The sequence below is a fragment of the Cryobacterium gelidum genome (assembly GCF_004403985.1).
Classification (GTDB): Bacteria; Actinomycetota; Actinomycetes; order Actinomycetales; family Microbacteriaceae; genus Cryobacterium; species Cryobacterium gelidum.
This window is the reverse complement of the sequence record NZ_SOHL01000013.1, coordinates 67,221-80,020: the sequence shown is the minus strand read 5'-3', so window position 1 is coordinate 80,020 and position 12,800 is coordinate 67,221. Positions and strand designations below refer to the sequence as shown.

Here is a 12,800-nt window from a genome sequence, read left to right as displayed (position 1 = left end):
CCCCACTTATCCGAAAGTGACCATGCCACTCCCGCACCTCCCGCTTGACGCCATCACAATCGGCGCGCACGTCGACGACTGGCCGGCCGCCATTTGGGCAGCCGGTGACGCCCTCGTGCGTTCCGGTGTTACGACCTCCGCGTACACCGAACGCATGATCGCGGTGATTCGCGAATTTGGCGCTTACATCGTCATCGCGCCCGGACTGGCGCTGGCCCATGCCCGCCCCGGAGCGGATGTCCTCTCCGACGGCCTCTGCGTGGTCACCCTCGTCGAGCCGGTCGCCTTCGGGCACCCACACAACGACCCGGTTAGCGTGATCGTCGGCCTGGCCGTGGCCGGCGCAGACGACCACCTGCAGTTCGTCGCCGAACTCGCCAACGTGTTCAACGACCCCGCGGTGATTCCAGCCCTGGTCGGCGCGACCACCGCCGAGTTCGTGCAGAGCGTGTTCGGACAGACCGCCTGATGAAGATCGTCGTGATGTGCGGCGTCGGCCTGGGTACCTCGGCCATCCTCAAGGTCAACGCCGAGCGCGCCCTGGAACGCCTCGACATCCAGGCGAGCGTGCAGGCCACGGATGTCGCCGGCGTGCGTGCCGCCGCGGCCGACGCCCAGGTCATTCTGACGTCGTCGGAGCTCGTCGACGCGATCGGCAAGACCAATGCCGACGTCATCGTCATCAACAACTACTTCGACCTCGACGAACTCGTCGCCAAACTTGAGATCTCGCTCGGATCCTAACCGCGTCGCCGGGCCGTGGGCCCGCCCGTGCGGAAGCGCGCTCCAGAGTCGCGCCAACTCACCGATGCGCGCAGGGGACGGCCAACCCCTACGCGATCAGGGCGCGCATGCCACGGTCGAGTTCGTCGAGGGCGGCCTGCGCGGCGGAACGACGCTCCACCAGGGTACCGACCGTGCAGCGGGTGTCGATGTATACCTTGAGCTTGGGTTCGGTTCCGCTCGGGCGCACCATCACACGTGATCCGTCGGTCAGGCGGATGCGCAAGACGTCACTCGGGGGCAGGTCACCAAACCCCCACCGAAAGTCATCGATCTCGTCAACCCGAATGCGGCCCACGTGCGTCGGCGGGGACTCCCGCAGCCGAGTCATGACCAGCGCAATGGTCGACAGTTCACTCACCCGCACAGAGATCTGCCCCGACGCGAAGTGTCCGAACTTCTCACTGAACAGGTCCAGATAGCCGGCGAGGGTCTTCCCCTCCGACTTGAGGTCGCTCACGAGCGAGAGCAGCACGACGGCGGCCGAGATGCCGTCCTTGTCGCGCACGGTGTCCGGGTTGACCAGGTAGCCGAGGGCCTCTTCGAAGCCGTAGATGAGGTCCGGCACCCGCGACACCCATTTGAACCCGGTGAGGGTTTCTACGAAACGCAGGCCGTAGGCATCCGCTACCGCGCGTAGCGCCGGCGACGACACGATCGAGCAGGCGAGCGTGCCGGTGTTCTCCGCGAGGCCGCCGTCGGTGTCGCCGTCGGGCGATGCGGCCAGCGCGGCGGCGCGCCAGCCGAGGATGGCGCCGACCTCGTTGCCGCTGAGGCGGCGGTATCCGCTCGCGCTGGACAGGTCGGGGATGGCGACGGCGAGGCGGTCGGCATCCGGATCATTGGCGATGATGAGCTCGGCGCTCACCTCGCGCGCGGTCTCGTAGGCGAGATCCATCGCGCCGGGTTCTTCCGGGTTCGGAAATGCCACGGTGGGGAAGGCGGCGTCCGGGGCGATCTGCGCGTCGACGAGGGTCGGCAGGTCGAATCCGGCCTTTTCAAGCACCCGGCGGGTGGTGTCCCAGCCGACGCCGTGCATGGCGGTGTACACCGCGTTCACCTGCGCGCGCGGTGTGTGGGCGAGGCCCGCGGTCTGAATGATGTAGGCCTGCACGACGTCTTCGTCGGCTGTTTCGTAACTGCCACGCGGCAGGTGCGGCACGTGCTCGTCGGCAGCCACACGCAGAATCTCGTCCGAGATGGCCTTATCGTCGGGGGAGACGATCTGGGCGCCGTTATTCGCGCCGCCCAGATAGACCTTGTAGCCGTTGTCGTTGGCCGGGTTGTGCGAGGCCGTCACCATCACGCCGCAGCTCGCGTCGAGGTGTCGCACCGCGAAGGCGAGTACCGGCGTGGGAAGCAGACGCGGCAGGAGGATGGCGCGCACCCCGGCGCCGGCCATGAGCGACGCCGTGTCCGTCGCAAAGATCTGCGAGTTCTTGCGTCCGTCGTAGCCGATGACCACCGACGGCGTCACGCCCGGCGCGGCATGACGCCGCAGGTAGGTGGCCAGACCGGCCGCAGTCTGCGAGACCAGCACGCGGTTCATCCGGTTCGGTCCGGCAGCGATTTCGCCGCGCAGCCCGGCTGTGCCGAAGGCGAGCCGGGTGTCGAACCGGGAGTGCAGGTTGGAGAGGGCCACGGTGTCGCCGTCGTCGACGGCGTTGATGAGTGCGCGCAGCTGCGCCTGCGTCTCCGGGTCGGGATCCTGATTCAGCCAGGCCCGCGCGGCCTGCAGCAGCGCCGCGGTACGGTCGGTCGCAGTGTCCGAGGTCTTCGGGGTCTCCTGCGCGACCGGCGCGGTAGCAAGGTCGACGACGTCATCATCCGCAACACCATCCGCGTTGCCGTCGGGCGTGATCGTTTGAATGGCCATCGTCGCTTCGTCGAGGTCGTCGTCGTTGTTCTGCACGATGTTCTCCCTGGCAACCGTCGGCTCGGAGCCGGCGTCGTCGCTGTCCGGCACGATCGGCAGGGCGCGGGTGGGAGTGCGGATCTCGTCGGCCGCATCGGTATCGGCGACGTCGTGGGCGATATTCGGGGTGGCCGGCGAGGCGTCATCCGCTGGTGGGCCGGAATGGCGACCACCGGTGCGTTTTTCGGGCCGCTCGCCGCTCTCGTCGCGATGGGCTAAGCCGCTCGCGTCGTGACGGTCGCTGCCGGTCACAGGGCGGCCACGATCCGCGCGAGGAGCGCGCTGATCACCGGTTCGGCCAGCGTGCCGGCCTCGATGACCTCGCCGTGACTGAGCGGTGTGGTCTGGATGCCGGCGGCGAGGTTGGTGATGAGCGAGAGGCCCAGAACCTCCATGCCGGCCTGCCGGGCGGCGATGGCCTCGAGCGCGGTCGACATGCCCACGATGTGGCCGCCGATGGCCTTGGCCATCTGCACCTCGGCCGGCGTCTCATAGTGCGGCCCGCGAAACTGGCAGTACACACCCTCGTCGAGGGTCGGGTCGATTCCACGCGCGAGATCGCGCAGCCGCTTGGAGTACAAGTCGGTCAGGTCGACGAAGGTCGCGCCCTCGAGCGGGGAATCAAAGGTCAGGTTGATGTGGTCGCTGATCAGCACCGGGGTGCCCGGCTTCCAGGACTCACGGATTCCGCCGGCCCCGTTGGTCAGGATCATCGTCGTCGCTCCGGCCGCCGCCGCCGTGCGCACACTGTGCACGACGCGACGCACGCCGTGGCCCTCGTAGTAATGCGTGCGGGCGCCGATCACGAGCGCGCGCTTACCGCTGGGCAGCAAAATCGAGCGCAGCGTACCCGCGTGGCCGGCCAGTGCGGGAGCGCTGAACCCGGTGATGTCCGCGGCGGACACGGTGTGCGTCGTCTCGCCGATCAGGTCGGCGGCTTTGGCCCAGCCGCTGCCGAGTGTGAGAGCAATGTCGTGCCGGGGTACTCCCGTGATGCCGGCGATCTCCGCGGCGGCCGACCGTGCAGCCTCAAACGGATCTGTTTCGGGCAGGTCTAACGGGTTGATCTCGTTCGTGAACATTTCACTACTCTAGAACCCCCGCCAACGGCACGGAGATTCTGTGCGAATTCTGCTCATCGGCGCGCCGAGCGGCCGCCCTGATGGCCATTCGGCTCGATTTCGTCTTGTTCGAAGGACAGACTGGTCTGCCCGGCCGCTTTCGCGGTTTGGCGGGGGCTGCGTGGGTTGAGAGAATGGAGTACATGGCCTATGAGTTCGAACGCAAGCAGCGCATTGTAGTTTTAGGCGGTGGGCCCGGCGGATACGAAGCGGCCATCGCCGGAGCACAACAGGGTGCCGATGTCACTCTCATCGAGAGCGTCGGTGTCGGCGGTTCCGCGGTGATAACGGATGTCGTCCCCTCCAAATCCCTCATCGCGACGGCCGAGGCCGCGAACTCGATCGGAGAAGCCACCGATCTGGGTGTGCAGTTCTTCGTGCGCGGCGACACCGGAAAACCGCTGCGCCCGGAAGTGGCCATCAACCTGGCCGCCGTGAACAAACGCCTGCTTGCCCTCGCCCGCCAGCAGTCCGAAGATATGAAGGCGACGCTCATTCGGGCCGGCGTGCGCTACGTGCAGGGCCACGGACGTCTCGACGGCACCTCCGGCATCATCGTCGCCACCTCGGGTGACGCGACGGCCACCGACTTCGACCGCATCGACGCCGACACCCTCGTTGTCTCGGTGGGAGCCAGCCCGCGCGTGCTGGCCTCTGCGATGCCCGACGGTGAACGCATTCTCACCTGGACCCAGCTCTACAACCTCAAGGCTATTCCGGAACACCTCATCGTGGTCGGCTCCGGTGTCACCGGTGCCGAGTTCGCCTCGGCCTACCGCGCCCTGGGCGCGGAGGTCACCCTCATCTCCAGCCGCGACCAGGTTCTGCCCGGTGAAGACGCCGACGCCGCCAACGTGATCGAGAACGTCTTCAAGCGCAACGGCATGACCGTGCTCTCCAAGTCGCGGGCCTCCTCGGTCGAACGCACCACAACCGGCGTCGTCGCCGTCCTCGAAGACGGTCGCACGGTCGAGGGCAGCCACTGCCTCATCGCCGTCGGCTCCATTCCGAACACCGCCAACATCGGCCTTGAACAGGCCGGTGTCCAGGTCACCGACTCCGGGCATATCCAGGTCAACCGGGTTGCCCGCACCTCGATTCCAAACATTTATGCGGCCGGGGACTGCACGACCGAGATCCCGCTGGCATCGGTGGCGTCGATGATGGGCCGCACCGCGGTGTTCCACGCGATGGGCGACACCGTCAATCCGATCGAGATCCGTAACGTGGCCGCGAACATCTTCACCCAGCCCGAAATCGCGACCGTCGGCTATACCCAGAAGCAGATCGAAGACGGACTCGCCCAGGGTGAGATCTACAAGCTTCCGCTCTCGTCGAACCCGCGGGCCAAGATGATGGGGATCAAGGACGGCTTCGTCAAGCTGTTCGCCCGCACCGGCAGTGGCACGGTTATCGGCGGCGTCATCGTGGCCCCGAAAGCCAGCGAGCTCATTTTTCCGCTCGCGCTCGCGGTGGAGCATCGGCTCACCGTCGACGAGGTCGCGCGCACGTTCCCGGTCTACCCCTCGCTCACCGGATCGATTACCGATGCGGCCCGGGCGATGCACGTCGTGCTGTAGAAGAAGTTGTCGGGGTGGGCCGCGCGAGCGGGTCATCCGCTGCTCGCTCAGGCAGTGCGGAAAACCCGCCCCGACGGCAGGTCACCTACCGGGTGTCGTGGGCCTAGACGGCGTCGGAGACCGTCAGTAGCACCGAGCCGGAGGAGACCGTTTCGCCGACGACGGCACTGACGTTGCCGACGGTGCCGTCACGGTGGGCGACGAGCGGCTGCTCCATCTTCATGGCCTCGAGAACGAGCAGCAGGTCGCCCTTGATGACCGTGTCGCCCGCGGCAACGAGCAGCTTCACAATGGTCGCCTGCATCGGCGCCTTGATGGCGTCTCCGGTGGCGGTGTCGACGGCCGTCAGGCCGCCGCGGCGCCGGGGCGCTGGACCGACCGAACGGGCGCTCGCGCCGCCGGGCAGCAGCCGGGTGGGCAGGGTCACCTCGATGCGGCGTCCCTCCACCTCAACGACGATGCTGTGCCGTTTCTGCGGCCCCGTGGTGTCTTCCATGCTGCCGGTCCACGGTTCGATGTCGTTGTCGAACTCGGTTTCGATCCAACGGGTGAAGACGGTGAACGGCTTACCGTCGGTCGGCGCGAACGCGGGATCCCGCACGACCTTCCGGTGAAAGGGCAGCACGGTTGGCAAGCCGGCCACCTCGAACTCGTCGAGTGCTCGACGTGAGCGCTCGAGGGCCTCTTCACGGGTCGCGCCGGTGACGATGAGCTTGGCGATAAGCGAGTCGAACGATCCGCTGATCACATCGCCGGACTGCACGCCGGTGTCGACGCGCACGCCGGGGCCCCCCGAGGGTTTGAACACGTGCACCGGGCCGGGTGCTGGCAGGAAGCCGCGGCCGGCATCCTCGCCGTTGATGCGAAATTCAAAGGAGTGAGCGGATGCGACCGGGTCGCCATAGGTCAGCTCGCCACCCTCGGCGAGGCGGAACTGTTCGCGTACCAGGTCGATGCCGGTGACCTCTTCGGAGACGGTGTGCTCAACCTGCAGGCGGGTGTTGACCTCGAGGAACGACACCGTCCCGTCCTGGCCGATGAGAAACTCGCAGGTGCCGGCCCCGAGATAGCCGACCTCCTTCAAAATGGCCTTGGACGCCCGGTACATTTCCGTGGTCTGGGCTTCGGTCAGGAACGGCGCGGGCGCCTCCTCGACGAGCTTCTGGTGCCGGCGCTGCAGCGAGCAGTCGCGCGTCGACACGACGACGACGTTGCCGTACATGTCGGCAAGGCACTGGGTCTCAACGTGGCGGGGGGAATCGAGGTACTTCTCGACGAAGCATTCGCCGCGGCCGAAGGCGGTGATGGCCTCGCGGGTGGCGGAGTCGAACATCTCGGCAACCTCGTCGCGGGTACGGGCAACCTTGAGGCCACGTCCGCCGCCACCGAAGGCGGCCTTGATCGCCACGGGCAGGCCGTGCACATCGACGAAGGCGAGCACCTCGGCCGCGTCAATGCAGGGGTTGAGGGTGCCGGGCGCCATCGGAGCGTTGACCTTTTCGGCGATATGCCGGGCGGAGACCTTATCGCCGAGTTGCTCGATCGCCTCGGGTGACGGCCCGATCCAGGTGAGTCCGGCGCCGATCACGGCGCGGGCGAAGTCCGCATTCTCGGCGAGAAAGCCATAGCCGGGGTGCACGGCATCCGCACCGCACCGCCGGGCAATCGAGAGAATCTTGTCGATGACGAGGTAGGTTTCTGCGCCGCTGGTGCCGTCGAGTCCGTACGCCTCGTCAGCGAGACGGGCGTGCAGGGAATCGCGGTCCTGGTCGGCGTAGACGGCAACAGAGAGAATTCCACTGTCCTTCGCGGCACGGATGACCCGAACGGCGATCTCGCCTCGGTTGGCGATGAGGACCTTCGTTATGAGTGACACAGTCACTTAGCCTATTGCCCACCGTCCTCTCCCTTTTGGTTCTGTCCCACAAAAGGCCCGGCAGAATATTGCGGATGCCTACAATTACAGCGCTCCCGGGCGATTCCACAGGGTGGGCCACTCGTGTCCCAGCCCGCGCACCAGGCGCCGCAGCGTTGGCAGCGACAAACCAACGACGGTCGACGGATCGCCGACAATGCTCGTGATAAAGGGAGCGCCCAGGCTGTCGATCGTGAACGCACCCGCCACGTACAGGGGTTCACCGGTGGCGACATAGGCGTCGAGCTCAGCGTCGTCGAGATCGTCGGCAAAGGTCACCTCGGCCTCAGCGACCGCGCCGATCGCCCGGCCGGGTACGCCCTCCTCGACCTCGATCAGCCAGTGGCCGGAATAGAGTGTGCCGGTGCGCCCGCGCTGGCGCTCCCACCGCTCCCGCGCAGTCTGGGCCGTGTGCGGTTTGCCGTAAATGACGCCATCGAGCACGAACACCGAGTCGCCGCCCAGCAGCAGCCCGTCCAGCGGCTCCGTCAGTAGAGCGGATGCCGCCGCCGCCTCCGCCTTCGCGCGCGCCAGCAACTCCACGAGAACGCGCGGCTCCAACGCATCGCCGCGCGACGCTTCGGTCTCGGCAACGACCCGCGCCTCGTCGACGGCGGGGTCGATCAGCACCGGTTCGATGCCGGCCGCCCGCAGCAGGGCGAGTCGGGCGGGAGACGTGGAGGCCAAGTAGAGGCGCATGCTTTCCTTCGTAAACGGGAGCGGAGCATCCATTCAAGCAGGCCAGAACGGGCAGTCGCGAAGCGGTGTGGGATCATCAAGAGATGAGCAACACGAGTTCCCAGCCCCAGGCCCCCGACCCGACCCCGTCTGCGAGCGTCGGTGACGAGCTCGAGCTGGACATCACCAACGTCGCGCACGGCGGAATCTTCGTCGCCCGCCACGAAGGTCGCGTGATTTTCGTCAGTGATACCCTGCCCGGCGAACGGGTGCGAGCCCGCCTCACCGAGGCCAATCACAAAAGCTTCTGGCGCGCGGAAACTGTCGCCGTCATCGACGCCGCCGGCGAACGGCAGCCGCACATCTGGGGCGCGGCATCCGTTGATCGCGCACCGGAAGACCGCGCCGGCGGCGCCGAGTTCGGCCACATCGAACTCAGTTTTCAGCGCGAACTCAAGCGCCAGGTTCTCGCCGACGCGCTGCAGCGCATGGCCGGTCTGGACACATCCGTTGTGGTTGAGCCGGTCGCGGTCAGCCCGAAAGCCAGCCCCGGCGATGCGATGGACGGCACCGGATGGCGCACCAGGGTGAGCCTGCATGTGGCAGCCGACGGAACCATCGGCCCGTACGCCGCGCGCAGTCATCGGGTGATTCCCGTCGATGACCTGCCGCTCGCCGAGCACGAGCTCGAACTGCGCGCCCCGCTCGACACGCTCTTTCACAACGCGGCGAAAGTCGACCTGGTCGCGCCGAGCAAGGGCGACGTGCAGGTGCTCGTCTCGGCCAAAGATGCCAACGGCAAGCCCAAGAAGGTGCCGCACGGTCTCATTCACGAGATCGTCGCCGACCGCGAGTTCGAACTGGACCGGTCGGGCTTCTGGCAGGTGCACTCGATGGCCGCCGACACCCTATACCACGCGGTGCAGAACATCATCGATCCCGCCATGTTCGACCCGCGCGCCTCCAACCTCGACCTCTACGGCGGTGTCGGCCTGCTCGCCGCGGCCGTCGGCGACAAGTTCGGCCAGTCGACCCGCATCACCTCGGTAGAAAGCGACCCCGAGGCGGTGGCTTTCGCTGCCCGCAACCTCAAGGAATGGGCCGGCGCCACGGCCGAGGCCGACCGCGTCGACCGCTTTCTGCAGCGCCTGCTGCGAGAAGCGGATGCCGCGGAGCGTGCCCGGCTCACCGCTGCCACCGTCGTACTCGACCCGCCGCGCTCCGGAGCGGGCAAGGTCGTCGTTGACCAGCTGGTCGCCCTCGCTCCGCAACAAATCGTCTACGTGGCCTGCGACCCGGTCGCCCTGGCCCGCGACGTCGCGCTGTTCCAGAAACAGGGATACCAGCTGCGCACACTGCGCGCCTTTGACCTGTTTCCAAATACTCATCACGTCGAAGCCGTCGCTTTGCTGAGTAAATAGCTATCGTTGAGGTCAGACAAGCCGAAGGACAGCCCCGAGTGAGCCACGCAGCAACTGATCCCATCCCCTCCGCACCCGAGAATCCCGTTCGCGTGGGAATCGTCGACGATCACGAGTCAGTACGACTGGGGTTACAGGCCGCCTGCGAGAACGCCGGTTACGAGGTGCTCTTCGCGGCGGCAACCGCGCAGGCTCTCGTGGACGGCCTCGCCGGCCGCCAGTGCGACGTGATCGTGCTCGACCTGTCGCTCGGTGACGGGTCGCGCGTCACCGACAACGTGCATCTCGCAGCGACCACCGGCTCGGCTGTGCTCGTGCACAGCATTGCCGACCGCGTCGCCTCGGTGCGCGAAGCGCTCGCCGCCGGAGCGGCCGGAGTGATTCCCAAGTCCTCGCCGACCACCACGGTCATGGCTGCCGTCGCGTCCGTCGCCCGCGGTGACGTGCTCAACAACCTCGAGTGGGCCACCGCCATCGACGCCGACCGGGACTTCGCCAAGGCGCAGCTCGGCCGCCGCGAGCGCGACGTGTTGCACCTGTACGCCTCGGGACTGCCGCTCAAGATGGTCGCCATGCAGCTCGGCATCGCGCACTCGACCGCCCGCGAATACCTCGACCGCATTCGGGTGAAATATGTGGAGGTCGGGCGCCCCGCGCCGACCAAGGTCGATCTGCTGCGTCGCGCCGTCGAAGACGGAATCCTGCCGGGGCTCGACGCAACGGAAGGTGACCGCGGTGTCTAAACGGGCCGTCCGCCTGGGCGACCGCAGCAGCCGAGGCGCCCTGGTCGTTACCGCCACCGGGCCGTCTGCGCTCATCGGGACGGATGGTCCTCGGGGCGAGAACAGCCTCTTCGGCCGCGGCCGGCAGCCGCGCAACCCGATCAGCCACGCCCAGATCGAGACAGTGCTGTCCCGATCGGTTGCTGGAGTCGCGGTGATCTTCGCTGTGCAGACCCTGCCGGTCATGCTCGAACAGCTGCCGAGCCGCAAAACGGAAGCGGCCATCGTCGGTGCGGGCCTGCTCGCCCTGTCTCTTCTCGTGTTCGTGGTCAGCACGGTCATCCGGCGCGGCGTTCGCAGTTCCGCGGCCGCGGTGAGCGGCATCTACCTCGTCGCGCTCCTCCTCTGGCCGGTGCTCATGATCGATCCCACCATGGTGTTCGCGAGCAAGCCGTGGCTCTGGTACCTCTGCACCGTCGCCACCTCGTGCGCGGCCATCGCACTGCCCCTCGTCTGGGCGGCCGCCTACACCGTGGTTACCCCGGTCGCCTTCGGACTTATCCGGGTGCTGCCGTCCGGTGGCGAGGCCGAAAATCTGCTCGCCGTGCTCGACACCTGCTATGCCATGTTGCTCGGCGGCGTCGTGCTCATCATCATCTACGTGCTGCGCGAGGCTACGGCCAAGGTCGACACCGCCCAGTCCAACGCCCTCTCCAAGTATTCCGTGGCGGTGCGCCATCACGCCACCGAAGTGGAGCGGGTCGAGGTTGACTCCATCGTGCACGACAGCGTGCTCGCGACGCTGCTCTCCGCTGCGGGGGTGCGCAATGCCAGGGGCGCGCAGCTGGCCGCGGCGATGGCTCACAGCGCGATCACCCGCTTGCAGCAAGCCAGCGGAGAACGCAGCATCGACGATGCCTCAACCGCGCTCAGCACGCTCGCCGCACGCCTGCGCACCGCTGCGGCCGCGACCGGATCGTTCACCGTGACCGAGCTGTGCGTGGAGGGCCTCACCATTCCGGAGTACGCCGCCGAGGCGCTCTACTCGGCCAGCGTGCAGGCCATGGTCAACAGCGTGCAGCACGCCGGCCCGGCAAAATCGCGTCGGCTCACGGTGGGAGGCAATGACCAGAGCGGATGCACCATTGAAATCAGCGATACCGGCCGAGGTTTCGAGCTCGCCAGCGTCGCCAGCGCCCGTCTCGGCCTGCGCGTCTCGATCCACGATCGGGTTGCCACCGCCGGCGGCATAGCCGTACTGTGCACGAGCCCCGGCCACGGCACGGTCATCACCCTCACCTGGCCGCGACGCAAGGGGCCCGGTGACGCGGACGAGGCGGCCCAGGTCGAGAACACGCTGTCCGGGCGCGATATGGGCGGTCGATGATGGCCGGCGTCGTGGTTGTTTCCCGTGCCCTTGCCCTCATCGTGGCGGCCTTCTTTTCCGGCTATCACGTGGTGCTCGGCCTATATTCGATCAACCAACCGGCCTCCTCGATGCCGATCCTGGTCGCCATGGGGCTGTACGTCGTGGCGACGGCCGCGAGCCTCTGGCCAGACAGCCCCATGCGCATGTCGCTGCCGCTGGCCCTGTTCAACGTGGCCGTCTGCATTGCGATTCCGCTCATCGTGGGCAGCCAGCTCGACGCGTCCGCCGGCTACCTCGGCTACGCCACCTGGTACGTCGCTGCCGTCGGCACACTGATGACCATCACGGCCACCCGCAAGCGCACGCAGCTGGCGCTGATCGGCGTGGGCGCGCTCGTGGTGCACAGCGTGCTCTGGGCTGGCGTCGGCGCGCTGGCACAGATGGGCGTCATCGGCAGCGTGGTCTGGGTGGTGGCCGCCGTGCTGCTGTCGCGTGCGCTCGTGAAGGCGAGCCGGGATGCCCGCCAGTATGCCCGGGCCGAACGTGAGGCTAGCGGATGGCACGCCGCCCAGGAGGCGCACCTCTACGAGCGCCAGGTGCGACTGACCCAGACCATGCGCCTCGCCATGCCCATGCTTCGACGCATCGTCGAGAGCAACGGGCAGCTCAGCGAGGCGGAACGTCAGGAATGCCGACTGCTCGAAGCGGCCATCCGTGATGAAATTCGGGGGCGGCGTCTACTCAACCCGGCGGTGCGCGAGCAGGTCATGACTGCCCGACGGCGAGGCGCGAGCGTGACCCTGCTCGACGAAGGCGGGATCGACGACCTGGATGGTTCCGAGTTGGAGGTCGTGCTCAACACCCTCGCGACCGCCATCGGCCGCACCAGCGCAGACAAGATCATCGCGCGTACGTCGGCCGACAGCGGGAATATTGCGGTCACGGTGGTGGGCCTGAGTAGCCCGGACCCGGCGGTGAGTGCTCTCGGACCTGACTCCTCCGGCGAAGAAGAAGTCGACCTGTGGATTGAAATCCCCCGGCAGGTAGCGCCCGCCGTTTCGGCCTGACGGGTACAAATGCGTTAGGGGACCAGCCGAAGCCGATCCCCTAACGAGCCTTCGAGAAAGGACGACAACCCGAATGTCATCCGTTCTCGCCCCCAACACATTCGCCCGCTTACCCTAGTCAGCGAATGATTGGTGGTGGGACTCCAGGAGCCCCACCGAGCACTCCCTAGTTTGGACCACTGCTCCCACCGGCAAAAGTAGGCATTTAGGAGGACAGACCGACAGGTGG

The 12,800-nt window shown here is 67.2% G+C and carries 11 protein-coding genes; 7 read left to right on the top strand and 4 right to left on the bottom strand.

Going from position 1 to position 12,800, the window contains the following annotated elements:
• Positions 1-22 precede the first annotated feature (22 nt).
• Both E3T50_RS06685 and E3T50_RS06680 read left to right on the top strand, forming a co-directional pair.
• Positions 23-469 (top strand): PTS sugar transporter subunit IIA, encoded by a 447-nt coding sequence (locus E3T50_RS06685; protein WP_134551397.1) that lies wholly within the window; start codon positions 23-25, stop codon positions 467-469.
• A complete protein-coding gene (locus tag E3T50_RS06680) occupies positions 469-744 on the top strand; it encodes a PTS sugar transporter subunit IIB (protein WP_134462382.1) in 276 nt (91 codons plus the stop codon). Before E3T50_RS06685 ends, E3T50_RS06680 begins: the two co-directional genes overlap by 1 nt.
• A gap of 88 nt (positions 745-832) precedes the next feature.
• Here E3T50_RS06680 and E3T50_RS06675 read toward each other — a convergent pair whose 3' ends face one another.
• Together E3T50_RS06675 and E3T50_RS06670 are read right to left on the bottom strand one after the other, a co-directional pair.
• A complete protein-coding gene (locus E3T50_RS06675; RefSeq protein WP_241990802.1) occupies positions 833-2,950 on the bottom strand; it encodes a phospho-sugar mutase in 2,118 nt (705 codons plus the stop codon).
• On the bottom strand, positions 2,947-3,780 hold the full coding sequence (locus E3T50_RS06670; protein ID WP_134551153.1) for a purine-nucleoside phosphorylase: 834 nt from the start codon (positions 3,778-3,780) through the stop codon (positions 2,947-2,949). The genes E3T50_RS06675 and E3T50_RS06670 overlap by 4 nt, the downstream gene beginning before the upstream one ends.
• Before the next feature lie 182 nt (positions 3,781-3,962).
• Here E3T50_RS06670 and E3T50_RS06665 point away from each other — a divergent pair, with 182 nt between their 5' ends.
• Positions 3,963-5,399, top strand: a complete 1,437-nt coding sequence (locus E3T50_RS06665; RefSeq protein WP_134462388.1) for an NAD(P)H-quinone dehydrogenase — start codon at positions 3,963-3,965, stop codon at positions 5,397-5,399.
• A 103-nt stretch (positions 5,400-5,502) separates the two neighbouring features.
• On the opposite strand, the gene E3T50_RS06660 is transcribed toward E3T50_RS06665, so the two are convergent.
• Complete coding sequence (locus E3T50_RS06660; RefSeq protein WP_134551152.1) at positions 5,503-7,275, bottom strand: acetyl/propionyl/methylcrotonyl-CoA carboxylase subunit alpha; 1,773 nt, start codon at positions 7,273-7,275, stop codon at positions 5,503-5,505.
• Positions 7,276-7,359: 84 nt separating this feature from the next.
• On the bottom strand, positions 7,360-8,013 hold the full coding sequence (locus tag E3T50_RS06655) for a Maf family protein (protein ID WP_134551151.1): 654 nt from the start codon (positions 8,011-8,013) through the stop codon (positions 7,360-7,362).
• Positions 8,014-8,096: 83 nt separating this feature from the next.
• On the opposite strand from E3T50_RS06655, the gene E3T50_RS06650 reads away from it, so the two are divergent.
• From E3T50_RS06650 to E3T50_RS06635, 4 genes are read left to right on the top strand one after another with little or no spacing between them, the layout of a single operon-like run.
• On the top strand, positions 8,097-9,413 hold the full coding sequence (locus E3T50_RS06650; protein ID WP_134551150.1) for a class I SAM-dependent RNA methyltransferase: 1,317 nt from the start codon (positions 8,097-8,099) through the stop codon (positions 9,411-9,413).
• Positions 9,414-9,451: 38 nt separating this feature from the next.
• Complete coding sequence (locus E3T50_RS06645) at positions 9,452-10,156, top strand: response regulator transcription factor (protein WP_134551149.1); 705 nt, start codon at positions 9,452-9,454, stop codon at positions 10,154-10,156.
• Positions 10,149-11,522: a sensor histidine kinase gene (locus tag E3T50_RS06640; protein ID WP_134551148.1), complete on the top strand. Its 1,374-nt coding sequence runs from the start codon at positions 10,149-10,151 to the stop codon at positions 11,520-11,522. Before E3T50_RS06645 ends, E3T50_RS06640 begins: the two co-directional genes overlap by 8 nt.
• The gene (locus tag E3T50_RS06635) at positions 11,519-12,571 is read left to right on the top strand and encodes a hypothetical protein (RefSeq protein WP_241990801.1); all 1,053 of its coding nucleotides are present in this window, start codon (positions 11,519-11,521) and stop codon (positions 12,569-12,571) included. The genes E3T50_RS06640 and E3T50_RS06635 overlap by 4 nt, the downstream gene beginning before the upstream one ends.
• The last annotated feature ends 229 nt before the right edge of the window (positions 12,572-12,800 follow it).